General features: G+C 56.7%; 26 protein-coding genes. 20 read left to right on the forward strand and 6 right to left on the reverse strand.

Annotation, left to right across the window (positions count from 1 at the left end):
• Positions 1 to 177: 177 nt before the first annotated feature.
• From ACWGXE_RS07300 to ACWGXE_RS07340, 9 genes are all read left to right on the forward strand, one after another.
• The gene (locus tag ACWGXE_RS07300) at positions 178 to 1,086 is read left to right on the forward strand and encodes a hypothetical protein (RefSeq protein WP_447602527.1); all 909 of its coding nucleotides are present in this window, start codon (positions 178 to 180) and stop codon (positions 1,084 to 1,086) included.
• Positions 1,087 to 1,108: 22 nt separating this feature from the next.
• Positions 1,109 to 1,717, forward strand: a complete 609-nt coding sequence (locus tag ACWGXE_RS07305; RefSeq protein WP_447602529.1) for a PilN domain-containing protein — start codon at positions 1,109 to 1,111, stop codon at positions 1,715 to 1,717.
• Positions 1,717 to 2,301: a hypothetical protein gene (locus tag ACWGXE_RS07310; RefSeq protein ID WP_447602530.1), complete on the forward strand. Its 585-nt coding sequence runs from the start codon at positions 1,717 to 1,719 to the stop codon at positions 2,299 to 2,301. The genes ACWGXE_RS07305 and ACWGXE_RS07310 overlap by 1 nt, the downstream gene beginning before the upstream one ends.
• Positions 2,282 to 2,887 (forward strand): hypothetical protein, encoded by a 606-nt coding sequence (locus ACWGXE_RS07315; protein ID WP_447602532.1) that lies wholly within the window; start codon positions 2,282 to 2,284, stop codon positions 2,885 to 2,887. Before ACWGXE_RS07310 ends, ACWGXE_RS07315 begins: the two co-directional genes overlap by 20 nt.
• 66 nt (positions 2,888 to 2,953) lie before the next feature.
• Positions 2,954 to 3,625, forward strand: a complete 672-nt coding sequence (locus ACWGXE_RS07320) for a hypothetical protein (RefSeq protein WP_447602534.1) — start codon at positions 2,954 to 2,956, stop codon at positions 3,623 to 3,625.
• An 81-nt stretch (positions 3,626 to 3,706) separates the two neighbouring features.
• Entirely contained in the window at positions 3,707 to 5,005 is a 1,299-nt protein-coding gene (locus ACWGXE_RS07325; RefSeq protein WP_447602535.1) for a glutamate-5-semialdehyde dehydrogenase, read from the forward strand.
• A complete protein-coding gene (locus ACWGXE_RS07330; RefSeq protein ID WP_447602536.1) occupies positions 5,005 to 6,783 on the forward strand; it encodes a hypothetical protein in 1,779 nt (592 codons plus the stop codon). The genes ACWGXE_RS07325 and ACWGXE_RS07330 overlap by 1 nt, the downstream gene beginning before the upstream one ends.
• 240 nt (positions 6,784 to 7,023) lie before the next feature.
• Positions 7,024 to 7,539, forward strand: a complete 516-nt coding sequence (gspG, locus tag ACWGXE_RS07335) for a type II secretion system major pseudopilin GspG (RefSeq protein WP_447602538.1) — start codon at positions 7,024 to 7,026, stop codon at positions 7,537 to 7,539.
• Between the two features lie 3 nt (positions 7,540 to 7,542).
• Positions 7,543 to 8,829 carry a lipase/acyltransferase domain-containing protein gene (locus ACWGXE_RS07340; RefSeq protein WP_447602540.1) on the forward strand — a complete coding sequence of 429 codons (1,287 nt, stop codon included), beginning with the start codon at positions 7,543 to 7,545 and terminating at the stop codon, positions 8,827 to 8,829.
• Between the two features lie 282 nt (positions 8,830 to 9,111).
• Here the strand turns inward: ACWGXE_RS07340 and acs are convergent, their stop codons facing one another.
• Positions 9,112 to 11,001 carry an acetate--CoA ligase gene (acs, locus tag ACWGXE_RS07345; protein WP_447602542.1) on the reverse strand — a complete coding sequence of 630 codons (1,890 nt, stop codon included), beginning with the start codon at positions 10,999 to 11,001 and terminating at the stop codon, positions 9,112 to 9,114.
• Positions 11,002 to 11,194: 193 nt separating this feature from the next.
• Between acs and ACWGXE_RS07350 the strand changes: the two genes are divergently transcribed.
• Positions 11,195 to 12,583: a caspase family protein gene (locus ACWGXE_RS07350; protein WP_447602543.1), complete on the forward strand. Its 1,389-nt coding sequence runs from the start codon at positions 11,195 to 11,197 to the stop codon at positions 12,581 to 12,583.
• Here the strand turns inward: ACWGXE_RS07350 and ACWGXE_RS07355 are convergent.
• Positions 12,580 to 12,750, reverse strand: a complete 171-nt coding sequence (locus tag ACWGXE_RS07355) for a hypothetical protein (RefSeq protein WP_447602544.1) — start codon at positions 12,748 to 12,750, stop codon at positions 12,580 to 12,582. The two genes, ACWGXE_RS07350 and ACWGXE_RS07355, sit on opposite strands and share 4 nt — an antisense overlap.
• Before the next feature lie 203 nt (positions 12,751 to 12,953).
• On the opposite strand from ACWGXE_RS07355, the gene ACWGXE_RS07360 reads away from it, so the two are divergent.
• From ACWGXE_RS07360 to ACWGXE_RS07385, 6 genes are all read left to right on the forward strand, one after another.
• Positions 12,954 to 13,520, forward strand: coding sequence for an LPP20 family lipoprotein (locus tag ACWGXE_RS07360; protein ID WP_447602545.1), 567 nt, complete (start codon positions 12,954 to 12,956; stop codon positions 13,518 to 13,520).
• A 44-nt stretch (positions 13,521 to 13,564) separates the two neighbouring features.
• Positions 13,565 to 14,194 (forward strand): penicillin-binding protein activator LpoB, encoded by a 630-nt coding sequence (locus ACWGXE_RS07365; protein ID WP_447602547.1) that lies wholly within the window; start codon positions 13,565 to 13,567, stop codon positions 14,192 to 14,194.
• A 141-nt stretch (positions 14,195 to 14,335) separates the two neighbouring features.
• On the forward strand, positions 14,336 to 15,697 hold the full coding sequence (locus ACWGXE_RS07370; RefSeq protein WP_447602548.1) for a COG3014 family protein: 1,362 nt from the start codon (positions 14,336 to 14,338) through the stop codon (positions 15,695 to 15,697).
• Positions 15,698 to 15,702: 5 nt separating this feature from the next.
• Entirely contained in the window at positions 15,703 to 16,857 is a 1,155-nt protein-coding gene (locus ACWGXE_RS07375; RefSeq protein ID WP_447602549.1) for an LPP20 family lipoprotein, read from the forward strand.
• 21 nt (positions 16,858 to 16,878) lie between these two features.
• The gene (locus tag ACWGXE_RS07380) at positions 16,879 to 17,136 is read left to right on the forward strand and encodes a hypothetical protein (RefSeq protein ID WP_447602550.1); all 258 of its coding nucleotides are present in this window, start codon (positions 16,879 to 16,881) and stop codon (positions 17,134 to 17,136) included.
• Between the two features lies 1 nt (position 17,137).
• Complete coding sequence (locus ACWGXE_RS07385) at positions 17,138 to 17,581, forward strand: type II toxin-antitoxin system VapC family toxin (RefSeq protein ID WP_447602552.1); 444 nt, start codon at positions 17,138 to 17,140, stop codon at positions 17,579 to 17,581.
• A gap of 36 nt (positions 17,582 to 17,617) precedes the next feature.
• Here ACWGXE_RS07385 and ACWGXE_RS07390 read toward each other — a convergent pair whose 3' ends face one another.
• Positions 17,618 to 18,166: a hypothetical protein gene (locus tag ACWGXE_RS07390; RefSeq protein ID WP_447602554.1), complete on the reverse strand. Its 549-nt coding sequence runs from the start codon at positions 18,164 to 18,166 to the stop codon at positions 17,618 to 17,620.
• A 5-nt stretch (positions 18,167 to 18,171) separates the two neighbouring features.
• Complete coding sequence (locus ACWGXE_RS07395) at positions 18,172 to 19,248, reverse strand: HEAT repeat domain-containing protein (RefSeq protein WP_447602556.1); 1,077 nt, start codon at positions 19,246 to 19,248, stop codon at positions 18,172 to 18,174.
• Between the two features lie 154 nt (positions 19,249 to 19,402).
• Here ACWGXE_RS07395 and proC point away from each other — a divergent pair, with 154 nt between their 5' ends.
• The 4 genes from proC (at position 19,403) to ACWGXE_RS07415 (ending at position 22,822) form a co-directional block, all read left to right on the forward strand.
• Entirely contained in the window at positions 19,403 to 20,215 is an 813-nt protein-coding gene (proC, locus tag ACWGXE_RS07400; protein ID WP_447602558.1) for a pyrroline-5-carboxylate reductase, read from the forward strand.
• Entirely contained in the window at positions 20,200 to 20,394 is a 195-nt protein-coding gene (locus tag ACWGXE_RS07405; protein ID WP_447602559.1) for a hypothetical protein, read from the forward strand. The genes proC and ACWGXE_RS07405 overlap by 16 nt, the downstream gene beginning before the upstream one ends.
• A 333-nt stretch (positions 20,395 to 20,727) precedes the next feature.
• Entirely contained in the window at positions 20,728 to 21,480 is a 753-nt protein-coding gene (locus tag ACWGXE_RS07410) for a phytanoyl-CoA dioxygenase family protein (protein ID WP_447602560.1), read from the forward strand.
• A gap of 64 nt (positions 21,481 to 21,544) precedes the next feature.
• Positions 21,545 to 22,822: a glycosyltransferase family 2 protein gene (locus tag ACWGXE_RS07415; protein WP_447602561.1), complete on the forward strand. Its 1,278-nt coding sequence runs from the start codon at positions 21,545 to 21,547 to the stop codon at positions 22,820 to 22,822.
• A 101-nt stretch (positions 22,823 to 22,923) separates the two neighbouring features.
• On the opposite strand, the gene ACWGXE_RS07420 is transcribed toward ACWGXE_RS07415, so the two are convergent.
• Both ACWGXE_RS07420 and ACWGXE_RS07425 read right to left on the reverse strand, forming a co-directional pair.
• Positions 22,924 to 23,172, reverse strand: coding sequence for a hypothetical protein (locus ACWGXE_RS07420; protein ID WP_447602563.1), 249 nt, complete (start codon positions 23,170 to 23,172; stop codon positions 22,924 to 22,926).
• A 230-nt stretch (positions 23,173 to 23,402) separates the two neighbouring features.
• On the reverse strand, positions 23,403 to 23,780 hold the full coding sequence (locus ACWGXE_RS07425; RefSeq protein WP_447602565.1) for a hypothetical protein: 378 nt from the start codon (positions 23,778 to 23,780) through the stop codon (positions 23,403 to 23,405).
• Positions 23,781 to 23,815: the final 35 nt, after the last annotated feature.

Raw genomic sequence — 23,815 nt, forward strand, 5'->3', positions numbered from 1 at the left:
ATCGCAGAGATTGTGTGCAGGCTTGTCGCAGTAGCGAATCCGCCATTGTAGTAGAAACGTTCATGGATAATGAGGGCTGAAATGTGGGAATGGGCGCATCGGCGGCCGCATTGTTCCGTGAAGGTCGGTCCTTGTGATGTCGCATGGGCGGAAATGCAACGCGATTGGAGGGGACGCGTGCGATATCGAAATCGGGTTGCGCCCTTGCCCGAAGGCGTGCTTCGATTGTCGCCGCTCGAACCGAACGTGCTGAATCCGGAAGGCCTGCAGGATTGTATCCGCGGGTTGATCACTTCTTTTAAGCCGGCGGGGACTCGGAATTATAAGTTTCTGTCCGGACTGCCGCGCGCAGTGACACTCATCCTGCCGGACTTGGCCGTACGCCTTGCGGTCCTGCATCTGCAGGAATTACCGGTCCGGTATGAGGAACGTGAAGCGCTGATCCGGTGGCGGTTGGGGCAAGAACAGCTCTTGTCCCTGGCGGGAGCCAAGGTCTGTTTTCAGGTTCTGCCGGGCATCGAACGTGTGACCGGCTCGGCGAATACCGTGCTGGCGGTTGTGGTGCAAGAAGCGGTGTTGGACCAGTATGAATCGGTCTGCGACGCCGTTGGCTTGCTTCCTCAGCAGGTGGAAGTATCCAGCCTTAGCTTATTTAATTTGTGGGTCCGCTCCTTGGGCGGCCCTGCCCGGCTGACGGCTGATTTCCTTTGGGTCAATGTATCGGACGGCGGATTTACGGCGTTGGTGTTTCATAAGGGCCATCTGGTGTTTTTGCGGACGAAATTGCAAGGTGTAGGAGGAGGTCATCTCAACGGTGGCGACGTAGGGGCGAAGTGGGGCGATAAAGTGATCGAAGAATGCGCCGCTTCCATGTATGCCTGCCAGCAGCATCACCCTGCTCTGGCGGTGGCGAATGTTGTGCTCGTGGGCGATGACGGCACTTATGACGGGTTGGGCGAAAAACTCGCAAAGGAACTTGGCGTGACGGTGAAACATCTGGGATGGGAAGATCTTTGCCGAGGACGGACTCAGCCGGACGCTCTCCGATCGCTTACCGGGCTGCAGGCGATGGCGGGTCTGTTATAAACCAAACCCTATGCGTCCATCCATGAAGACAGGGATCCTGCAGGCGCTCATCCGCATGGAGCAATCAACGCCTCGAGACCACCTCTTCGCCGTGAATCTCAGCAGGCGATACCGGTGGTACATCGGCCCGGCTCGGGTGCTGATAGTGGCGATGTCGGCGGCGCTCTGTCTGGCGACGTTATGGGACCTGCGCCAGGCCTGGGACATACAGCAAGAGAACGAGGTCATGGCCGCGACCGTTGCCCGAGTCCACGAGCAAGACCGCGAGCTCCTTGCAAAAGTGGCGCGGCAGGGGATGGATTTGTCCGATTCCGCCATACAGTTGCTTCCCAAAGAGGTGGCCTTTGCCAATCAATTGATCGCCAAACGGGGCTTTTCTTGGACGCGCTTTCTGAGTGAGCTTGAGCAGTCGATTCCCTCGCGCATAGCCGTGAACAGTATCCGGCTTGATCCGACGAATTCTGTCGTCCATCTTACCGGGTCGGCCCTCAACCTTGAGGATGTGACCGCGCTGACCGTCATGTTCCAGGATCACGCCCGGTTCAAGGATCCGGTTTTGGGACAGCATCGGGACGTGGGGAACGGCTTGGTCGAATTCGATCTCTCACTGCGCTATAAGAGCCATACCTGATGACCGGTCGATTGCACGACTATCTACGACAGCCCTATGCGCCGCTCTTTCCGTTCCTGGGGGCGGCCGCTGTGCTTGCGCTCGCGGCGTATCTCATACACACCGCCGTGCTGGAGCCGGCCGATCGGAAGCGACAGGAACTGCAGGCGGCCTGGGTCTCCGCGCGCTTGCAGTTGGCAAGGCACAAGGAAGCGCTGAAAACGAAGGAAGATCTGCGGCAGGTATGGGCCGTGTTTCCTTTGGTGAGGGATTTCGCCCCGCTGGCGCTCGGCGTGACCGAGGAGGCAAAACGAGACCGCATTACCTTGCCGGCCCTCTCCTATAAAACGGAAAAGACTGAAATTCCTGATGCCACCAAGGCCATTCTGCAGGGAATCGTGACGGGCCACTATGAAGATTTGCGCAAATTTCTCTTCAATCTCGAGACGGCCCAGGAACTGCTGTTCATTGAAGATCTCAATTTGGTTCGGTCCGGCAATCTTCAAGATCCGACCTTGACGTTCAATATCCGAATTGCGACTTACCTGCGGGGCGAACCCACGCAGGTATTGATTTTGGAGTCCGATGCACGCAGCCAATCGTAAACAGATCCTTCTGCTTGTGGGTCTCGGGCTGGTCTGGACCTGCGTGGTGGGATGGCAATTGCTGCATTCGGAAGAACCGGTGCATATGCCGTTAAAGAATGTGACCGGGGCTGCCGCCGGACCTCGGTCATCTGCGACAGCCTCGGGCGAGTTGCATGTGAATCTTGATCATCTCGCCGCCGCCGGCGGACAACGAGAGATCAGTTTTGCAACGCCGCGGAACATTTTCGCGTCATTGACCGGCAAGGCATCCACGGAACAACTTGCTGCTCAGGACCTGCCTCCGGAACAAAGATTGCCGACACCGGCCGAAGAACGGAAGCTTGCGGCCGCCGCCGAGTTGAATCAATTCCGGTATCTCGGATTCCTCCGGTTCGGCGGGATGAAGAACGGCAAAAAAAAGGACATGGCAGTGTTGGCCCGTGAAGACGAACTACATTTGGTGCATGCCGGCGATACGATCGAGAAAGTGATCTTGGTGCGGTCTATCAATTCCGATCGCGTGACGCTTCAGCATCTCGGTGCACGTCTGGTTCAGGAGGTGATGTCTTCCGAGGAACCACTCACCGGAACCCCTCAAAACTGACCGCTCGGCGCCGAATCGCTTTCTACACGCCTTGAGGATTGATTGGTTCGCTGTCCGGCGGATGCCATGATGCAATTTCGGCCAAACACACTAGATACTCGGGGCGTGACCTATCTGATGGTCATGTTTTCGATCGTCCTGATCGGTATTACGTTATCCGCAGTGGGAAAGCATTGGAAGATGATCGTGCAACGAGAGAAAGAGGCCGATCTGCTCGCCAAAGGCATAGAGATTCAGAATGCGCTCGCTTTTTATTCCGCCGCGAAAAAGGCGGGTCGAATGGTGCCGATGGAAGTCTATCCTCAATCCTTGGCGGAGCTCACGCGCTTGCCGAAGCCCTATTTGAGAAAGGTGTACAAAGATCCCATGTCCGACGGAGATTGGGAGTATATTCGCGCCCCGACCGGAGGCATCATGGGAGTTCGGAGTAGGAGTAGTGGAAAGCCGATCAAGGAACGAGAGTTCCCGCTCGCAGTCCGCCATTTCGAAGGTCGCAAGACGTACAAAGCTTGGATGTTCCAACATCCGAACCCCTCGTCACTATCCATGCTGGCGTCACCAATGGGAATGGGGCCTGGAATGGGGCCTGGAATGGGGCCTGGAATGGGACTGTCTCCCGGTGCTTCCTACATGCAGCCGGGTTCTTCTTCGATGCCCTTTCCCGGGCAGGCACAGCCGATGTCCCAGCCATTTCCGGCCGGCAATCCTCCCGTTCAGAGTCCGCCACCCAACCCTTGACCCCGCTCTGGAGCGCACAGTATTCTTTGCTGTCGCAAAGGATATTGGTGGGCCGTTCTTCGATTACACGCTATGGATGACATGATTCCGGAAACATGCGAGCGAGACCGCGGCGAAGAAATCGTTTCTCCCGAAGACTATGTTGCGACAATCGTCTCCAAGGCAAAGGCTGCTGCTGCCCGAACAGCCGTTCTTCCTTCCCTGGTGAAGAACCACGCTCTGCTGGCGATGGCCGAAGGACTGGATAGTCGTACGGACGAAATTCTTGCCGCCAACGAAAAGGACCTCGATGCATTCGAATCGAAACCCGATCGCTCCGCGATGGCCGATCGTCTCCGCCTGACGCCGGAACGCGTTGCGGCAATGGCGGCCGGCATCAGGGATATTGCAAAATTGCCGGATCCTCTTGGCGTCGCCCCTAAAATGTGGACCAGGCCCAATGGCATGCAGGTCGGCCGCATGCGCGTCCCCATCGGTGTCATCGCGATCATTTACGAATCGCGTCCCAACGTCACCGCCGATTCCGTCGCTCTTTGTCTCAAATCAGGCAACGTGTCGGTGCTACGAGGCGGATCCGAGGCGCTGCAATCTAATCGGATTATCGCCCACATTCTAGCGGAAGCGGCCGAGAAATCCGGTGTTCCGCAGGATGCCGTGAATTTCATTGATCGCCCCGAGCGCGAGATCGTTCAGCTTCTTTTGAAGCAGGATCGTTACGTGGACGTTATTATTCCGCGCGGCGGAGCCTCGCTCATGAAAACCGTTGCAGAATGCTCCACCATCCCGGTGATCAAGCATGATCAAGGGATCTGCCATATCTACGTTGACGCGGATGCAGACCCGGCTATGGCAGAGGCGCTCTGCCTGAATGCAAAGATTCAGCGGCCCTCCACGTGCAATGCCATGGAAACCTTGCTGGTCCATCAAAATATCGCGCGGACCTGGTTGCCCGGCGTCGTCGAAAAACTGACGCAAGCGGGCGTAGAAGTGCGTGGCTGTCCGCGGACCTGCCAGCTGACAGCTCAGGCCAAGCCGGCGACGGAACAGGATTATGGGTGTGAGTTTCTGGGTCTGATTCTCGCCGTCAAAATCGTAAAGAATATGGACGAGGCACTCGACCATATTGGCCAATACGGGTCCCGCCATACGGAATCCATCGTGACGAACGACTATATTCGTTCGATGCGATTCCTTCGCGAGGTCGATGCCAGCGCCGTCATGGTGAACGCGTCCACTCGGCTCAATGATGGATACCAATTCGGCCTGGGCGCGGAAATCGGCATCAGTACATCACGACTTCATGCCAGAGGCCCGATGGGGCTGGAAGAACTCACCTGCTCCAAATTCGTCGTGCTCGGCACCGGTCAGATTCGAGAGTAATGCCAGCGGCGCATTCGATTCACGCCATCCTCGCCCGACCGGATACGCTCAGTTTTCCCTCCAACCGTCCCTATGCTCGGCAACTCGATGAGCATGGGGGACAAGTCCTTCAGCTCCCCGGCGGTCATTATGTTGTCTATGGCGGGCATGGGCGGCGACTCCTATTGGCGGACCCCGACGGCAATCCTCTTCATGAATGCGATTGGGGAAAAGACGAGAAGGAACGGGACATCCTAATCCGCGCGAGAGTTCGCCTTGATTGGGGACAATGGGTCGGCATCAAACCGGGAGGGCTCGCCAATACGACGACCCTGAACCTTTCTACGAGGCCCGGATGGCAGCGACTTCGGGCCGATGACCTGCGCCACATGGCGGCTCGCGCCATGCAGGTACCGGTCGAAGAAGTGCGGTGTTTTTATGGAGAAGAGGATCTCCTGATCGATCCTCACGGGACCGCAACGATCCGGCACAGGAAAGATGCTCTCTATGTTCTTGAGGACGGCGCGTTCAAGCAATGCCGCTTCATGGCCTGCATGGGAGCCATGCATTGGGGCGATATTGATTTCCTGCCCGTGGTGGAATTGTTTCAGTCGTTGCTTCCCGGGACCGGTTCGGCGGTCTTTGAACTGATTCGAGGCTTGTATGATGATCAGAATGCGGGTCGTCCCGCTCCACGGGCATTACGGTATCGCGGGATTCCCACCTATCCATCGGATGCCGCGTTCCGGTTGTTCAGCGCATTTTTCACCGCCCGGGCCCCCCGAGGAGAACAGCCTTTCCCGCTGTTCATGGATCCGCCACGGTCACATGAAGTGACGTGGCTGCCGGCTGCGGACTATCCCCGCCGCTATGTGGGAGCCGGTGGGATCTGTGTCACGGTGAAGCAGCATATCGTCGAAAAGGTGACTCTCTCCGACGACGGAGCCGGCCTTTCTTATCTCGCACCTACATCGCAACGCCCTGCCCCATGCGAGCGAACCGTCGAGGTGAACAGCCGTGAACTCATCCTCAACGACCGGGGGCTCCGGACTAAATTGGCGATCGACGCACGGTGGGGGCCGCTGATCGACACTTCGGGCCGAACAGGCTCAGCTGCGCCGGTACAGTGGTCTGATCTCTTCAGCGGGACGCCTCCTCAACTGACTGGAAGAGAAGCGTTTTCGGCTGTGCATTTGTACCCGGAAGACGACACCGAGATAGGCGAGCTTGCTTCCCAACCATTCGTCGTGGATTATCTGCAAGACCTGATCGATCAGGATGCGCCAACGGCCGCGATGGTCTCTCGGGCCGATCGAGCTCTCGTTCATTTGTTCGACGGCGCGATCGGCGGCTGCATTGACGGCCGGCGGGTGCGTGATTACACCGTTATTTATCGGTCGGGCCCCTTTGCGCAGAAACAGGCCCAGATGATCTGGAATCGTTTCGCCTCCCTCAACCGTCTGCCATGGCTGCAGCGGATTCGTATGTGCGCTGTGGACGAGCCTTCCTACCCGGATGGACCCTATGATCTCGTGTATGAATGGATTCCGTTCCCGCAGTTCGAGCTGCCCGGGCAGATCCATGCGGCCATCGAAACGCTTGCCCGGCGGATTGCGTCAGGAGGGATCGCTTTTGTCGTCGGCCCCGGAGCACTGGAACAGGTCATCCGACTGCATAATCTTGTGATGGAATCCGGCCAAGCAGTCACAGAACTCCCACCGTTTCAGATGCACCAAAGCATTCTTCCGAAGGCGAGATTAAAGGCCAACCTCACCCTGTACAGAATTCGTCGTCCGTAGGTCGCGTAGATCGACCAATGACCGTGCGCGCCCTTGCTCGTTTTTTCTTGTCGGTCGTGCTCGTGGGCTTATAGGCCTCTTAGTTACTCGCCGAATCGGATGACCTTTGCGGTCTGATTTGATACAATGCCGCCCATCCATACAGCAGCGCATCCAATCTGAAGGTCTCCGACCCATCGCATTCCAGTCATGGCATGCAGGCAGGGGGCGTCGACTCGACGGAATTAGAGGAGTGACGTTATGAAGATTCGGCTTGTTATGCAGCCCCATCGCTATCAGCGAGCGTTCCGCTTCCGGTCGGCACGATGCCGCGTCGCCGGCCTCATTGTCTCCCGGGACGGATTTTCGTTGATCGAGGTCATGATTGTGGTTGTCATTCTGGCGATCCTCGCAACCTTGTTGGCCCCGCATGTCATGGGTAGAACGGATGATGCCAAACGAGCGGCGGCCAAAGCGCAAATCAAGAATATCGAAAACGCACTGCAACTATACAAGCTGGACAATGGAGCCTATCCGTCCAATGAACAGGGATTGAAAGCCCTGGTTGAGAAGCCGACCTCCGAGCCTCGTCCCGCCAACTGGAAGGCCGGCGGGTACCTCGCAAAACTGCCGTCCGATCCATGGGGACGTGTGTACGCCTATTCCACGCCGGGCAAGCAAGGCGGATTTGAGATCGTTTCCCTCGGCGCCGACGGTACGCCCGGCGGTGAAGGGAAGAACGCGGATTTGAATAACTGGGAGCTGGAAAAGAATTAGAGGATGCCGCCTGTCCGAAGCGGGAGGCTGATTCGCACCTGTCTAGCAGTCGTAATTCTGGTGGCCGGTGGCTGCGGTGAACTGAATCACCCGGACATACAGAACCATCCAGGCTCGGCTGTGATCCTCATACCGGGCTATTACGGCAGCAGGTTGGCTGACGTGACGAGCGGCCGCCTTGTGTGGATATCCGCCCGGGAAGCGTTGTTCGGAGGCACATCGCTGGCGCTACCGTTACCGACCCTCGGGATTTATGATTCGACCCCGCTCAGGCCGGATGGGATTCTCCAGGATATTGCCATCGTTCCGTTTCTCTATTCGCTCCCCGGATATGGCCATCTGATCAAGAAGCTGGAAGTAGATCTGGGTCCACGGACCAGAATCATCCCTCTGGCATATGACTGGCGCCGTGACTTGCTGGACACGGTCGGCGACCTCCACCGAACCGTCGAGCGCTTGCATGCTGAAGGAATCGCGCGCATCGCGCTGGTCGCGCACAGCATGGGGGGACTCATCGCGGCGTATTACCTTCGATATGGGACGCAGCAGGTGGATGAGGCCGAGGAAGATTGGAGCGGGGCCCAGTATGTAGATGCACTGGTGCTGGCCGGTGTGCCCTATCGCGGCAGCATGATCACGTTTCGGAACATGCAATATGGTCGATCCATCGGATTGAATCGGCGCATCCTAAGCTCCACGGCCGTCGCGTCGTTTCCCGCCAGTTATTATGTGCTGCCCGCCCCCGGATCAGATTTGTTACTGTCCACGACAATGGAAACATTGGAAGGTCTCCTCTATCAGCCTCAGAATTGGAAACGGTATGGATGGGGCCTTCTGCGCGATGAAGCAGGCCTGCCCGCATCCATAGCCGAGCGCCGTGCGGCCTATACCGAGTATTGGCTCACGCGGGCGGCGCGCTTCTTTGGTCTCATTCACCGGCCGGCTAAGACCGACGTTCAGCGGCACATCCCGCTTCTTAATGTTGTGGGAATCGGATCCGCAACGCTGGCTGCGGGGTTCCGGTTGGACCTAGAGCCTGGCGTGTCGACAAAGCTTCTCTTTGACCAAGCCCAGGTGGATGAACTCACTCTCAACTTGAACCATTCGCTGTTGCTATCTGATGGGGACGGCACGGTGACGCTTGCCTCCGCATCCCTCCCAGACGCGTACGAGGCGGCGTTCGCCGTTCGGCATCGCCTGGCTCGACTCCCGCATGGTTCCCTCGTGACGGATTCGGATATGTTGGATGAAATGACCGCATTTCTCTCTTCCGTATTGACCCGTCCTTGAGCAACCGCATGCAGCGGGAAGCCGAACACCTATTTCGGAGCCCCGGGGGCGAACTGTTTCAGACAGAACGGGCATTTGGGCGGCGTGCTTTCGGCAATGAACCGTCGGCAGCAGGCTGGACATTCCCAGACAAAGGTGGCTCGTGGCGGAGTAGTTGGCGTGAGGGACGCGTTCGAGCGGTCAGGAGTTTCCATAATAACCCCAGGAATAATCAAATGTGTTGGATTGTGCTGAGGACCGTTCCTCGTACGCGACTGCAGTCCTGTTGCCGGCGGCGCCTCGCTAGTCTTCGAGCGTAGAGATATCGCCCACGTCCTGCCCCAGTTCTTTCGCCTTCAGCACTCGCCGCATGATCTTGCCGGATCGAGTTTTGGGCAGTGATGGAACGATATCGATTTCCTGCGGAACCGCAATCTTGCCCAGTTCCTTCAGCACGTGGTCCTTTAGAGATTGAATCAATTCCTTGCTGTCTTGTTGTCCCTGCTTCAGAATCACGAACGCCTTGATCGATTCGCCGGCGGTCCGATGCGGCTTTCCGATGACCGCTGCCTCGGCGACCGCCGCATGTCCGACCAGCGCACTTTCGACCTCTGCCGTGCCGATGCGGTTCCCCGCTACCTTAATGACGTCATCTGCCCGCCCCATGAACCAGAGATAACCGTCCGCATCCTTGCGGCAGACATCCCCGGCCGTGTAGCAGTTCGGAATGGTATTCCAATAGACCTTGTACCGATCGGGATCTTTATAGATGGTGCGCATCATCGAGGGCCAGGGTTTCTTAATGACGGCAAATCCTCCGGCGTTCGCGGGTAGGCTGCGGCCCTCCCGGTCTACGACATCGGCCTCGATGCCGGGAAAGGCCCTGGTGGCGGACCCCGGCTTGAGCGGAACGCAGGGGAGAGGTGTCACCAGAATGGCTCCGGTTTCGGTCTGCCACCAAGTATCCATGATCGGCTTATCACTGCCGGTGACCCGATAGAACCATTCCCAGGCTTCCGGATTGATCGGTTCTCCGACGCTTCCAAGGATCCGCAAGGTAGAGAGGTCGTACTTCTTCGGCCATTCCTCCCCGTACTTCATCAATAAACGGATGGCCGTCGGCGTCGTGTAGAAAATGGAGACGCCGTAGCGTTCGATGAGGTCCCACCATCGACCGGGGTTCGGATAGTCGGGTTTTCCTTCGGCCATGAGAATGGTGGCACCATTGAGAAGTGGGCCGTATACGATATAGCTGTGTCCGGTCACCCAGCCGGGATCGGCGACGCAAAAGTACACGTCTTCTTCCTTGAGATCGAACACATATTTGGTCGTGAGGTAGGTACCCACCATGTAGCCGCCGTGGACGTGGACCACGCCTTTTGGCTTGCCGGTCGTTCCCGAAGTATAGAGAATGTACAGCGGATGTTCGCTATCGAGACGCATGGCCTCGCAAACAGGCCGTTCCCCTCTGAGCCAATCGTGCCAATCAACCTCCCGTGATGAGGCTAAAGGGAGCCCCGGCCTCTCCCGCCTAACGACGACCACCGTCTCCACGCTGCCGCAGCCGGCGACGGCTTGATCAACGACCGCTTTGAGATTGATCGTCTTGCCGCGATCGTACCCCACATCCGCCGTAATGACGACGCGAGCCTCGGCATCCTGAATACGGCTGGCAAGCGCGGGAGCGCTGAATCCTGAATAGACGACGCTGTGAATGACACCGATCCTGGCGCAGGCCAACATCGCGACGACTTGTTCCGGAATTTTGGGCAGATAAATCGTGACTCGGTCTCCCGTGCCCAGGCCAAGCGCTTTGAGGGCGTTGGCACAGCGGTTGACTTGCCGCAACAGCTCGCCGTAGGTAAAGACCCGCTCGTCTCCGTTTTCTCCCACCCAGATCAACGCGACTTTGTTGCGTCGCCAGGTATTCACGTGTCGATCCAGACAATTGTAAGAGATGTTGCAGGTGGCCCCGACGAACCATTTGGCCCACGGGTACTGCCAGTCGAGCACTTGTTTCCAGGGAGCAAACCACTCGAGTTCCCCCGCCGCCTTGGCCCAAAATCCTTCCGGATCCGCGATTGAGTGCGTGTAGTAAGACTCATAATCTTTAATGTAGGCCGCCTCGACCGTCGCGGGGGTTGGACGGACTACTCGGCCTGCTTTCAGCAAAGAATCGATGTTTTCATCCATGCGCGGGTCTCCATGCCTCATTCGTGGCGGGCCGCGGTTTGTTGCCGGGCCGCGGAGGAATTAGGGCGCATTATGCGCAAGGTCCTGATGAACTGCAACCCTGCAGCTTTCCAGGCGGCTCACATTTCTTGACAGTGCCTAGGACTGACGGGTAGGCTGACCTAGTACAAGCTGTTATTTCCCACTAGCGCGTATGCGGAAGCTATCCTGCCCGGTTCGCGGTCGATCGTTCCTGCGGGTTATTCTTGCCTTCAGTGGCCTGATTGTTTTTAGCCCACTCGTTGCCACGTCTCAGGTCGGCAAACCGGAAGGACTGTACTATAAATCGTGGGGATTAATCATCGGGATCGAGAACTATCTGGTCGCGGCCAAGATGCCGGGCGCCATCGAGCGTGGCAAAGAGGTCGCGACTGCTTTGCGTCAGCTCGGATTTGATGAAGTCATTGAGATATACGATAAGGACGCCAGTTCCAAGCGGTTGCTCCAGATGCTGACGGATTACCTGCCACGGAAGGTCGGGCGTCAGGACCGCGTCGTCATCTTTTTTGCCGGCCATGCGGGGGTGACCTCCGAAGCGCCGGGGAAGGAGACGGGATACTTGGTGCCGTGGGATGCGCAGCTCAACAATGTGTCAAAATCAGTCACGCTTGATCATTTAAAAGAGTTCAGCCGCCGCATTGCTTCAAAGCATACCTTGTTCTTGCTTGACGCGGGAATCAAAGGCTGGGAAATCACGGCGCCTCAACAGTTGTCGCTTGAGGGACGGCTGGCGCCGGAAGAAGATACGGAAAAACGGGCTGTGCAGGCGCTCGTCGCGGCGGAAAAGGGTGAGCCGTTGGCTCAAGAAGATGGGCAAAGTGTCTTTGTGACGGCTCTTCTCGCAGGATTGAAAGGAGCGGCCGACACCAATAAAAACGGCTGGCTCATGGCGACCGAACTTGGCGCCTATGTACAGCGGCGGGTGGGGGAAGAATCGAAGGGGACTCAACATCCGCAGTTCGTCCAGCTCGACGGGGACGGCGATACCATTCTGATCGAAGGGAAGAAAGCGGCGTTCCAGCTGGGCGCCGAGCCGCAGAGTGAAGCAGACCGGTCAAAAGCGGCGAGGGCACAATACGAACAGGCCTTCAGTCTTCTCCAGCAGCAGAAGTCCGCAGAAGAAGCCTTGGAACGGCTAAACCGGGCCATTGCCTATGATCCGACTTTTGGCGACGCCTATGTCCTCAAAAGCTACGTCCGTCTCGAGGTATTGCCGAACATTGACGAGGCTCTGTCCATGGCGCGGCTGGCCGTACAACATGCGCCTCAAAATCCCGACTCCTTCTACACGCTAGGCTTGGTGTTGGAGAAACAGGGGAAGTACAGCGAGGCTGAGCAGGCGATGAGACAGGCCCTGGTGGTGAATCCTGCCTACGTCGACGTGTATTTCTCTCTCGGCACATTGTATGCCGACCACCTGCACGATCAGCCCAAATCCGTGGATGCCTTCAAACGGTACCTGGATTTGGGAGGGCAAAGCGAACGGGCCGAGGCGGCCGTTCGCCGGAGCCAAGTCCCATCGTCTGAACAACCTGCCCGTTAATCCTTTCCTCCTCCCTTCATATAGCCGAGCCCGATCTTCAGCGCGCGGCGGGTGATTTCCGCCCATCGGATCTGTGGGTACTCCGCCAATGCCGCCGCCGCCTTCGGATCCTGGATGTCGAGTTCGAGGATGCGGATGATGCCGTCTTGAATCTGTACGTCTGCCACGGTGAGTCCTCCTCGCTTCTATTTTTTGGTGATCGAGTCAACCAGGAAGCGCTGCTTGCGTTGACTCCCCTGGGGGTGCATGCTAGCATAATTTCCTAAGTTTTGAGGCTTCGTCGGCGCGTTTCAGGCAGTCATCGATGCTCGACCACCAATCAAGTCCTTTCCTCGACAGTCCATCATCTGAACATAGAAGGAGGTCGCGTATGAGCAACGGACGAGGAATCTTCGCCAAAGCCACCGGTTCCGGGCTGGTGCTGTTACTGGTCGTCGCGCTCGCGGCGTGCGGCGGACCTCCCACCTGGGTCAAAAAAGGTTCGGGTGCGTACAATGATAAGAGCGACAAATCGTTCTATGGTGTCGGATCCGTCATAGGCGTGCGCAATGAACCGTTGGCTTGGGACACGGCTGAAAACCGCGCGCGCGCCGAGATCGCTAAGACCTTCGAGACCTACACCGCCTATTTGATGCGAGACTATGCCGCGTCAACGACAGCCGGTGACTTTTCCCGGAACAGTGAGGAACAGAATGTCGAACGAGCCATCAAAACATTTTCAGCGGTCACGCTCAACGGGGTCAAGCCCATCGATCGTTATAAGGACGGCAAAACCGGTACCTATTATGTGTTGACGAAATTGAGCCTGGAAGACATGAAGAATAACTTGGATCAGGCGAAAGAATTGAGCTCGCAGGTGCGCGATTACGTGCGAAAGAACGCGGATCGCCTCTTCGAGCGCTTGGAAAAAGAAGAGGAAAAGCGAGCCACGCCGTAGATCGAGCCGTCTCTACCGCGTTCTTTCCTACGAAGGGAGGTGCCATGGTCCGTGGGTGGTTGAATCTGGGACAGCGTCTTTGCGTCGCGCTTGCCATGATGGGGATGATTGCAGGGTCAGCGGGCTGCGGTCATGAAACGAAGGTCACCAGGGTCGATACCGGGGTCGTGACCGATCTCAGCGGACGCTGGAACGATACGGATTCCCGAATGGTGGCCGAGACCATGGTTAAGGAATCTCTGGCGAGTCCATGGCTGGATAATTTCACGCGGACGAAGAGCCGCCAACCCGTCGTCATTGTCGGGACCATTTTGAATCGAAGTCACGAGCATATCGATGTGCAGACGTTCATCACCGATTTGTCGCGGGAGTTGACGAATTCTCAAAAAGTGACGTTTGTCGCCGGGAAAGGCGAGCGCGATGAGGTGAGAGAAGAACGCCGTGAACAGGCCATCCATGCCAGGGAGGATACGCAGAAAGCGCCCGGTAGAGAAATCGGCGCCGACTATATGATGAAAGGTACGATCTCGACGATGCTTGATGAAGCCGAAGGAGTGAAAGCCGTTTTTTATCAGGTTGATCTGGAAATGATCGATCTGGAAAACAATGTCAAGTCCTGGTTCGGACAGAAAAAGATCAAGAAAGTGGTCGAGCGGAAACGGTCGGTATTTTAGCCCCACGCCCGCGTGATACTCTCGCGCTCATGTTGGACGGCCTCTTATTCCGGAGGCCGTCCCGCTTTCATCGGCAAGCGTCTCTTCCTTCCTGTCCTTGCCGGCCTTCTCGCCGCATGCAGTTCATTCGATCCCTATAGATTGGTCGATCAAAATCTTCTTGCCAACGATCCCAAGCGAGCCGACGCGGTTATTGAGCAGGCCGAAAAGGAATACGGTTCGCGGAGCCGTTTGTTGTATGAGATGGATCGCGGTATGACCCTCCATCTGGCAGGGGACTACGTCCGAAGCAACGTGGAACTGGAGAAGGCGGATCGTGAAGTCGAACGCCTCTATACCAGGAGTATACGAGGCGAAACTGCCGCCTTTCTGACCAATGATACGCTCTTGCCGTATGAAGGAGAGCCGTATGAGCATGTGATGATCAATGTCATCAAAGCGTTGAACTATGTCGGATTGGGGCAGTTGACCGAGGCGCTGGTTGAAGCGAGACAAATAGACCATCGCTTGAATGTCTTGTCCGACCGGGCCAAGAGCAAAGATTCTTATCGGGACGACGCCTTTGCCCGATATCTCTCCGGTGTGCTGTATGAAGCCAGTGGGGATGTCAACAATGCGTTCATCGCGTACCGGAACGCATATGAGGCGTATGATTCGATGCGGGCATGGTCGCGCGTGCCGCCTCCGTCGATGCTGCAGGCGGACCTGCTCCGCACCAGTGAAGCGCTCCACCTCAACCAGGAATTCGAGGAGTACCGCCGCCGATTTCCCGGGGCGACCTGGGTGTCACAAGCCATGCAGCAGCAACTGGCTCAGGTGGTGGTGATTGGCTATAATGGCCGCGCGCCTCGCAAGGAGGATCACTTTCTTGATTTGCCTATCAGCCTTGATGCCTTGCAGTTGGTGTTGCTGAATAAGGGCGTGATTCACTATTCCAATCGGCAGCCCAATCGTGCCGCCGACAGTCTCCTGTACGGCTTGAACGGGAGAATCGTGCGCGTCGCCCTGCCTCGACTGATCCCTCAAAAAAGCCAGGTTTCCTATGAGGAGGTGACAGTGGCCGGCAAGGCCGGCGCTTCTTACACGGCTCATTCACAATTGATGCAGAATACAACGGCATTGGCGGAGAAGGCTCTCTCCGAGCGATTCGCCGGCATCGCGACCAAAGCCGTAGCCCGCGCAGCCGTGAAGTTCGCCGCCGCGGAAGCCGCGACGCGTGGGGCGCAGCAGGCCGTGAACAAGGACGACGCGCCGTGGGTGGGCCTGGCCGTGGCCTTATTGACGAAAGGGCTGGCCGTGGCGTCGGAGGAATCCGATAAGCGAAGCTGGCGAACGCTCCCGGATGAAATTCAGGTTGCACGCCTCTGGGTGCCGGCCGGTGATTACGATATCCGCATCAAGCCGGTAGGCCCCGGCATGGGAGGCGCGGGCGTGGAAAAGACGACCTCTATTATGCTGAAGGAAGGGGAAACAAAGTTTTTCATCGAGCGAGTCGTGCGATGAGAAGTGTGCCGTCGGTACCGCGAGCCGCCATGCCCCTCATGATCGCCCTCGGTTTGTGGCTGATCCAAGCCGGTTGCTGGCATGGGGAGCAGGTGCGTCCATCGTGGGTCGACGGTACGAGCCTGGAATTTCTACCGACTCGGTATCTGGTCGGTGTCGGGCAAGGCGACACCAGGTCGGGAGCCGAAGAGCAGGCTTATGCCGCGGTATCAAAAATATTTAAGGCGGAAATCGAAGCCCAATCCAAGGATTGGGAATCCTATCTCATCGTTGAAGGCCGATCGCATGCCACAGCGGAACGGCGCCTCGCGTTGGAAAAAGTCACACGGGTGTCCACCGAGAAGGTTTTGGAAAATGTGCGTGTTTTGGATGCATGGTTTGACCCGAAAAACAGACAGTATTATGCTTTAGCCGGCATGGATAAGGCTCAAGCCGAACCGGCATTGATTGAGCGGATACGCGAGCTGGACGACACGGTCGCCTCCCAACTCAACGAGGCACGACGGACGCCGGATAAACTGTCACACGCGAGAAATCTCAAGCGGGCTGCAAGAAACCTCGTTGTCCGGGAAGCATACAACGCGGATTTGCGGGTCATCCGGGCGAACGGGCAGGGGAACCAGCCCGGGTATCGCGTGGCCGACTTAATGAATGAATTGGAACAGTTTCTCGCCGGAAATCTGGCCGTCGCAGTAAATTTTGACGGGGATCAGGCGGAGCCGGTGCGGCGAGCCTTGATCGAGGGACTGGCCCGCGAGGGGCTGTCCGTGGCCGGATCATCCGTGCCGACGAATGACGGTCTCTATGCGGACGGCCTGAAGCCGGAACTACTGGTGACCGGGATCATTCGCGTATGGCTCCTCGATATTCGAGATCCGCAATTCCGGTATGTTCGATGGTGCAGCGATGCCGTGATCGAGGAGGTCGCAACGAAGCGGGTGATCGGCGCGATTTCCAAAGGCGGCAAGGAGGGACATCTGACAGAACGGGAAGCGGTGGCAAAAGCCGTTCGTGTCATGCAGCAGCAATTCTCCTCGGAGCTCGCGCATTCGATTGCCGGCTATATTTACGGCGACACGGAGTTGCCGTCGGCTTCTAGCACACCTCCCGGTTGTCCCCGGGATGAGCGTCTGGAGCATTCAGGTGTTCCGCATCAATAACCCTTTCACAAAGGAGTGCGAATGAAGAAATCAGCGACGACGAAGTCCAATGACGCGGAAAATGACGGCGCACCGCGCCGACGGATGCCCAGCCGGATCATGAAGAAGCGGCTTCGCGAGCGCCTGGCTTCCGATACGCAATTGGTCAACAGCGGCGGGATCGTCGGCATCTTTCGCCGGCAGGGATACTATGAAGAGCTTCCGTTGGACGAATTACAGGATCGTCTGTCCAAGCTGCAGTCTCCTTTGGCGGAGAGCTTGCTGAAGGGGAGGGCTTGAGATGCCATATTACTATTTTGATTCCACCGCGCTCGTCAAGCGGTACAGCATGGAGCGGGGCACCAGGATCGTGAACAAGCTCATGGTGAAGCGCGGCAAAGTCGCCATTCTTCCCATGTGGACTGTGACCGATCTCTATTCAATTTTCTCATGCCGGGCGCAACAGGGAGAAATTACGCGAGACGATTGTTATTGCGTCCTTTATAAATTCGAGATGGAATCGAAGCAGGGCCTCTTCCAATATATTGCCCCGACTATGGATACCTATCTGAGTACGAAAGAGTTGATTCTCGACTATCCGGCCTTACGGGCCCAGCAGCTGCTTCATCTGGCTCTGGCGTTGGAGCTCAAACCGCTACGATTGACCGTTGTCAGCGCTGACAAGCAGCTCTTGGCAGCCTGCAGGCCGGCGGGGCTTCATATTATCAATCCGGAAGATGATTGAGCCGGAGGTTTTCGAGGGAACGGGCCCAAGGACTACTTAGACGCACTGGAAGTCGGCATGCATAGAGACCAGGACGGTCCCCCATGTTTCGGCTGCCTGGCGCAGTTCATGCGCCTGGTGGCTCACCCGTGGATCGCTGTCGTCGCTCGACACGCTCGCGACAAGCATTTGCAGTGAATGCTTCACTTCGGTTTGAGCGAGCCGGAGACTTCCGCAGACGCCGGACGAGGAGGGCAATTCCCCCCCGGCCCGCCGGAACAAGGCCAAGGCTCTGTAGCCGTGCTCTTGTGAGCGAAACAGATGCTCGGCCCCCTGAAACATTTGACTGCGAAGCCCATTAGTCTCCCGCTTCGCCAAGTGCAGGGCCATTAAGGCGGCCCGGCCCATCGCCATGGCGGCTCCATCGGCGTCTTCATTGGCCATGGCATCCTCGGCCTTCACGCGCAGGCGTTCCAACTCCGCTTCGTCTCCCGCGACTTGCGAGTGAGCTATTGTCGCTCCGTGAGCAAGCCATAAGGAGATCCCCAGTAGAACAACCGGGATGGTCCATCCACGGCGCCGGGGAAGCGGGGATTTGGATTGCATAGACGTTATTGAAGATATTCCCACGTATCGATCTGCTTGATGCTCCAATTGACCGCTTCTTTGAGCTTGACCAATTTCGGATCTGCATCGTTGTCCCGCACATGGTAGAGCGACTTCTGGAGTGAGAACAACGGATCGTAAGCCCGGCGATCCGGCAATTTACCCAAGGCCCAGGCGACCTCCGTCTTGACCGCCACATCATCGGTTTTGAGGCTCGCGAGCAACGGCTCAATGATGGAAAAATCACCATGAAGCGCGCCGGCGATACCGAGCGCCTTCGCGGCTGAGGCCTGAAGTTCGGGCGGTCCTGACTGCATGGTCTTGACCAGAACCGGGATGGTGTCTTTCTGACCGATATTGCCGAGCGCCAGGGCGGCGGCCTTCGCCATTTCAATATCCTGCCCTTGGAGGGCTGCGAGCAGGCGAGGAACCGACTCAGTAGAAAAGAGATAGCCGAACAAATTAATCAGTTTGATTTTTCGAGCCGGCGGCGTGGCCGGATCGTCATAGAGCTTGAAAAGCCGCTCCTCCTGGCCCCACTCGGCGGTGATCAGCGCGGGAAAATCATAGTCCTCCAGACGTTCTTTCAATTTCGCCATGGCATAGGCGGCCGGGTCTCCCGCGTTATCTTTCTGAGCCGCCTGTTCGGCGTCGGCAAAGTCAGTCCGGACCTCTTTGCGCCATCCCATTTTCTTGCCGTCCAAGAGATACGACAATTGGCAGGCGGGCCCCTTCCAGACCCTGGATGGAGAGTCGGGTAAATCGGCGTCGCTCCCCATATTTGTCGTGCCCTCCCAGGTCTTATGCTGTTCGCACTTCACCCGGAACAACACGTCATGCGGCTGACCGTTGTCCGTGGCGGCCGTATAACCAAACTCTTTCAAGCGAGTGACGACGACCTGGCGCAACGGCTCCGCATCAAGGGCGCCTTTGTCGGAAATCGCCAACACATCGACCAGCACCGACTCGATTTTTTCAAGCTTGCTCTTCTGTTCGGGAGTCAAAGATTCGCGCCGTGCCCAACCGTCCGTGACAAGACCGATCAATAAAAGAAATGAACAGGTCCAGATAAATGCCTTCATGGCTGCCTCCTATGGTGCACCCGGCTTTATGAGTTCACTCTACCGGACCGTCAATTGACTCGGCAAGCCGCAAGTTGAAGGGGGGGCCTGCGGACAGTATAATCGACCGCTCATGTTACGAGAAAAACGCATCGCATTTATCGGAGGCGGGAACATGTCCGAGGCTCTGATCGGGGGGCTGCTTCGGACGGGCCTCGCGGATCCGGACAAGCTCCTAGCCAGCGATATTGTATCCGCACGACGTGATATCTTGGCCGACCGGTTCGGGATCAAAACTTCCCATGCGAATAGACAAGCGGTGGTGGGGTGCCATGTCATTGTACTGGCTGTCGAGCCTCAACTGCTTGATGGGGTTTTGGAAGAGATCCGAACCGCCATCGCTCCCGAGGCCCTTATTGTGTCCGTGGCGGCAGGATACCCGATTGCGCAGATTGCACAGCGATTGAACGGCACCGAACGGATCGTGCGGGCCATGCCCAATACGCCCTCCATCATTGGCGAGGGGGTGACGGCGCTGGCCTATGCCGGTCAACTCACCGAGAAGGATCGGGCCGTCGCCCGGGCGCTCTTCGAGTCGGTCGGCACGGTCGTCGTGATAGAGGAGCGATTGATGGACGCCGTAACGGCGCTAAGCGGGAGCGGACCCGCATATGTCTATATGATGATCGAGGCGTTGGCGGACGGCGGGGTGATGATGGGACTGCCTCGCCATACTGCGGCTGTGCTTGCGGCGCAGACAGTCGCCGGGGCCGCGCGCATGGTGCTCTCGACTCAGGAACACCCGGCAGTGCTCAAGGACCGCGTGGCCTCGCCGGGTGGGACGACGATTGCGGGTCTCCATGCGCTGGAGAACGGCAGATTACGGGCGGCCCTGATGTCGGCCGTGAAGGCGGCGACGAGCCGTTCACGTGAGTTGGGGCAAGAGTCCACTTCAAGTGAGGAGAATGAATCGTGCAATATTGGGTAAAGGTGGTGTTTGTTGATAATCAGGAGCTTGTCGTCAAGGATGCCATCAGACATACGATCAGCGAAGATATGGAAGTGTTGGAAGTCGATTCCGCCAAGGAAGTCGTCATCGTCCCGATGAAGCAGATCAAGTACATCGCCTGCGACGCCACGGTGTTCGCCAATAAACCAAAGGGATAGGGAATCAATTCGGGGCTATGGTCAGGCCTTCGCCTGGATTGCCCGAAGCTTACCCGTCCACACCTCATACCCTCATATCTCGCCTTACTCCTAGTACTTCCATGGGGCCGGGGAGAGCGATGGCTCTCTGCTATACTTCATTCAAGTGCTCTTTGTCCGGTACCGTTTTCGTCAAAAATACTGGAAACTTTGCGGCTCAACCAGATTTTCCCTAATCACCAGATTACATAGGATGATTGGCATAATGGGAAGCTACTAGGGAGCAGTGCCCACCCGGTAGTTTTATCCCGCCTACGGACTGACTCTTCTGTGCATTGAAATGAGGAGTGTCATATGGCCAATGAGGCGCTTGATGCTTTACCTATTCAACTTGCCAAGCAACGCGATTGCCGCATTCTAGACAGTCGAGAGTTAGTTGGGTTTCAGCAGGAGGGCTTCCTGAAAATCACCGCATTCAGTTCACCGGCAGATATTGCTCAAGTGCAGGCAATTATTGATCATGCCTACGCTGGTCAAGGGCGGCAGTGTGGTGCGCAGGATAACCTCTTGCACCGAGCCCCTGAACTGAGACGAAGCTCGGTGTATCGATCATGCTGCGCCATTGCCAAACAACTGTTAGGTACAACGACCCGGTATGTATGTGATCAAGCCCTTTATAAAGAACCTCATGGAAAGCATGGCACACCTTGGCACCAGGATGGTGCATTCCACGGCCAATTTCCTAATAACACTATCGCCTTCTGGATTCCCCTTCAGGATGTGACAGCCGAGAATGGCTGCTTGCATTTCATTCCCCTTCGAAACCGCACGGTTTTGTTGCCCCATCGCCCATTATATCCCAACGATTATCGCTCTCTCATGACGGACCATATTGACGTCTCGCAAGCCGTCACTTGCCCGCTTTCCATAGGTGAGGCCACTGTGCATGGGCCGCTTACCCTTCACATGGCTCTCGCTAACCGCACAGATTTCATTCGCCGCGTCTGGACGCTAACATTCACGCCGTGGGGCCAATGGGGATTCCTTACCCCCTCGCGCTTGTTGAATCGAGCGAGGACACTAGCGGGTCGCGTTAGACGCCGATGACGGCTCAGGCGGCCGATGACATGGCGGCCCTCCCTGGTTTCCAGCTTCGGGAGGCCGATACTCCATGCCTGCGATTGTCGAAATATTTCTTATTCTGATATTGGTTCCGCTCACGCTACTGGTTTTGTACCAGTGGTTCCTCGCGGTGAGTTCGTTTTTCTACCGCCCTCCCGTGGCCGATTCCGGTGACAAACAGACTCGGTTTCTCATATTAATCCCCGCCCACAATGAGGAAGCGGAGATAGCAAGTACGCTGGAAAGTCTGCGTCATCTGAATTATGCGAGCGAACGCTACCGAGTTCTTGTCATTGCTGATCGATGTACCGATAGGACAGCTGCGGTTGTCCGGAGCAACAATGCCCAGTGTTTCGAAAGATCCGACGGAAAACCCGGAAAAGGAGCAGCCCTTGCCTGGGGCATTCAAGAGGCAAGAAACGCTCAGATTGCCTTTGATGCGGTTGTGATCATTGATGCGGATACACGTGCCGACCGTGATCTCCTATCAGCTTTTCATGTAGAGTTCCAGGCTGGACATCAGGTTCAACAGGGCTATAACTACATCTCGAATCCTTGGGACAGTCCATTTACACGGATCATGGCCGTGACAGGTGTACTGAGAAACGGGCGGTACTATGTCGGGAAAACGGCTGTCGGACTCACGGGAATGCTAACTGGCACCGGGATGTGCCTGGGCGCGGGCTTACTGAAACGGCATGGATGGACGGCTTTATCAGTCGGAGAAGACTGGGAATACTCAGTAGAACTCCTCCTAAGAGGTGAAAAGATCTACTTTAATCCCTTAGCGAAGACCTATGCGAAAGAATCAGAGAACTTCACTCAGGCTTCGGATCAACGGTTGAGGTGGGCGAGCGGCCGGTATGCCGTCATCGCAGGCAAAACGTGGTTGCTGATCCGACAGGGGATCCGGACCCGATCGCTCACGCTTATTGATTCGGCTGTGACCCTTGTCGCACCGAACTATTCGAGCCAAGCATCGTTGACACTGCTCTGCCTCGTCGGAAGTTGGATGAACGCCGCGAATCCATTCTGGGGAATTTCTTTCTATTGGGCCGCGGTCCTCTTTGCAGCAATCGCAAGCTACTTTGTGCTGGGGATGCTCTCCATGGAGGCACCGGGAAGAGCATTGACGGGACTGATATTAGTGCCTATGTTTTTGCCGTGGCGGCTTACCATTGAGTTGCTTGGAATGCTGGGATACGGTCGCCATAACTGGGGGCGACGCTCCCGCACTGCCGTTGCATCGTACGATGTGCAGCAGTTGACGAACAATGAGGATCCCAAGGTGTGTAAGGCCTTCAACGGGAAGACTTACAACGCATGAGGATCTGCGATTCCTGTCCAAAATCAGCTGCGTGCCAAGTGCTTCGGAGATGCCTGCACATCACCTCAGCTAACCCCGTTATCTCATCTGCTTCAATTACTCTAGATGATGAGGTCGCCTTGTGCGAGGAGCTCTCGGTACCGCTCGTACTGTATGCCGAGCCGCAAGGCCATATCTGCGGAAAAGCCGCAGGCATACAAGAAGGTGCGCATCTGTGGGCCGGTGAAATGAATCCCATGTTGATGGATATAGATGCTGACGTCACAGAACCGCATGTAATCCACGGGTTGCAACTGCGTTTTATTGGCGGAGTCGGCAAAGCGCCGAAGCATGTCTCTGGCATTCTGCATGTCATCATCGATACTACATCCTGTCGTTTCAATTAGGTTAGATCCGTATGGCCCATCGTATCCGCTTTTTTGGATCTGAAGGGATTACTTAACCGGACATGTGCAATTGTTTCGCTGATGGGTCTTTATCTCTACCATTCATGCTGATGCGATTGTGCCAGGTCATTGGAGGAAAGTGGCGTCGCCGGATGAAACGGGAATAGTCTTATCGTGAAGAAGCGGGGATGCCGTTAGAACTGTGAGCGATCGTACTTGGTCAACAGCTCACGATAATGATCGAATTCCTCTCCAAAACGTTCTGCCTGTTGTGAGGGAAAGCCTTGAGCAATTAATTCGGAACTCAAGAGCGATCCGGAAATCTCTCTGGCATATCGATGGGCGTGTATCGCCAAAAGATAGAGGGCAGGCCAAGGAGTGCGGGTCTGTTCCTCGACGATCGAGCGTAGCAGGTATTCCGCTTGGTGGTCCATAGTGTAGGCAAAACCATACACATGTGGACGTTGGAAAATCAAATCATTTAAATGGACTGACCAGTTCCTCGGATGAATGGGTATCCCGAGCTGCTTTGTAGACACCCTCAGCTGCAAGCCGGCGGCAAAATTGCCCATTGTACCGAGGGCATTCCTCTGGTTTCTCACAAATG

The organism is Nitrospira sp. Nam80 (assembly GCF_965152575.1).